We start from the raw sequence: 1,378 nt of genomic DNA, 5'->3' as shown, positions 1-1,378 counted from the left end.
TGCCGCTCGTCTCGGCATCCTTGGCGGACTGGCGGGCGATCTTCTCGGTCTGCGCGGCGTTGTCGGCGTTCTGCTTGATGTTCGCGGCCATCTCTTCCATCGCGGCCGAGGCCTGTTCGGCAGCAGCAGCCTGCTCGGTCGCGCCCTGCGACACCTGTTCCGAGCTCGACGACAGTTCCTGGCTGCCCGACGAAACGTTGGTCGCGGCGACCGTCGAATCCGATACCACGCCGCGCAGACGCTCGACCATGCGGACCAGCGCGTGGCCCAGCACGTCCTTGTCCGAGGCCGGCTTGTGCTGCACGGTCAGGTCGCCGTCGGCGATCTTGTCGGCCAGCGCCGCGCTGACGCGGAGGTTGCCGACCATGGTGTTGACGGTATCGACCAGATCCTTGATCTCGTCGTTGCTGGTGACGGTCACGTCCTGGCTGAGATCGCCGATCGCGACGGCGCTCACCGCGGTCGAGACGCGACGCAGGCCCTGCGAGACGATTCGCGAGATCCAGAAGGCGCCGCCGGCGGCGATCAGCAGGGCGACACCGGCGACCACCCACAGCGTCGTCGCGGCGTTCGCATACAGGACGCTGGTATCCTGATCGGCCTGCTTCATCTGCTGCTTGGAAAGCGCCACGATCTGGCCGGTGATCTCGCTGATCTCAGACGCAATCTCGCGCGAGCGGGTGACCGACAGCTGGCCGGCTTCGGCGTTCTTGTTGGCCAGGCCCAGCGCGCGGACCTGCTCGTTGATCGGCACATAATCGGCAAATTTGCTGCGGACCTGTGCCCATAGCGGCTTGCCCTGCTCGGTTGCGGTTGCGAAGCCCTTCTCGATCAGCGCCTGCGCTTCGTTCCGCGCTTTGATCATGTCCGCGTCGAGTTTGCGCATCAACGCATCATCGTTCGTGAGTGCGAGGTTCTTTTCCTGACGAAGCACGAAGCTGGTCTTGGAATCCAGCGCCTGCGCGAGTTCGAGCCGCTGCGCGGGGCCCGAGATCACGTCGCTGATCGCCTGGTTGAGGGTACCGAGGCGCGAGTTGGCGACGCCGACCACGGCGAGCAGCAACAGGATGAGCACGCCGAAGGTGAGGCCAAGTTTCAACTTGATCGTGGCACGCATGGATGTGGGTCCTTGAGAGGGGGAGCCGGCGGTCAGGCCGCGTGGACGCCGAAGGCGGCGTCTTCGGCGTCGGGCCCGCCATTGTTGAGATCGAGCGCGAAGCCGCTGACGCGGGCCTGCTGGTCAGCGACGCTGTTCGCCTTCGGCCGCGCGGCCGCCGCGCGCTTGGGCGCGGGGGCGGTACGGGCGACCGGGCGGGCATGGCCGCTGCTGCGTTCGACGCGGAAATACGCAATACTGGCCTGAAGCTCTTCGGCTTGT

The 1,378-nt window shown here is 66.4% G+C and carries 1 protein-coding gene and 1 pseudogene; both read right to left on the bottom strand.

Annotated elements, in window-relative coordinates; all coding sequences use genetic code 11:
- On the bottom strand, positions 1-1,117 hold a 1,117-nt coding region (locus SAZ01S_RS23215), incomplete at its 3' end, for an MCP four helix bundle domain-containing protein (RefSeq protein WP_139810224.1).
- Between the two features lie 32 nt (positions 1,118-1,149).
- Positions 1,150-1,378: pseudogene (locus SAZ01S_RS23210) on the bottom strand (methyl-accepting chemotaxis protein); the annotation flags it as partial.

The sequence above is a fragment of the Sphingomonas azotifigens NBRC 15497 genome (assembly GCF_002091475.1).
Classification (GTDB): domain Bacteria; phylum Pseudomonadota; class Alphaproteobacteria; order Sphingomonadales; family Sphingomonadaceae; genus Sphingomonas; species Sphingomonas azotifigens.
Note: the sequence above shows the minus strand (reverse complement) of the source record. Positions and strands in the feature narration are given on the sequence as shown.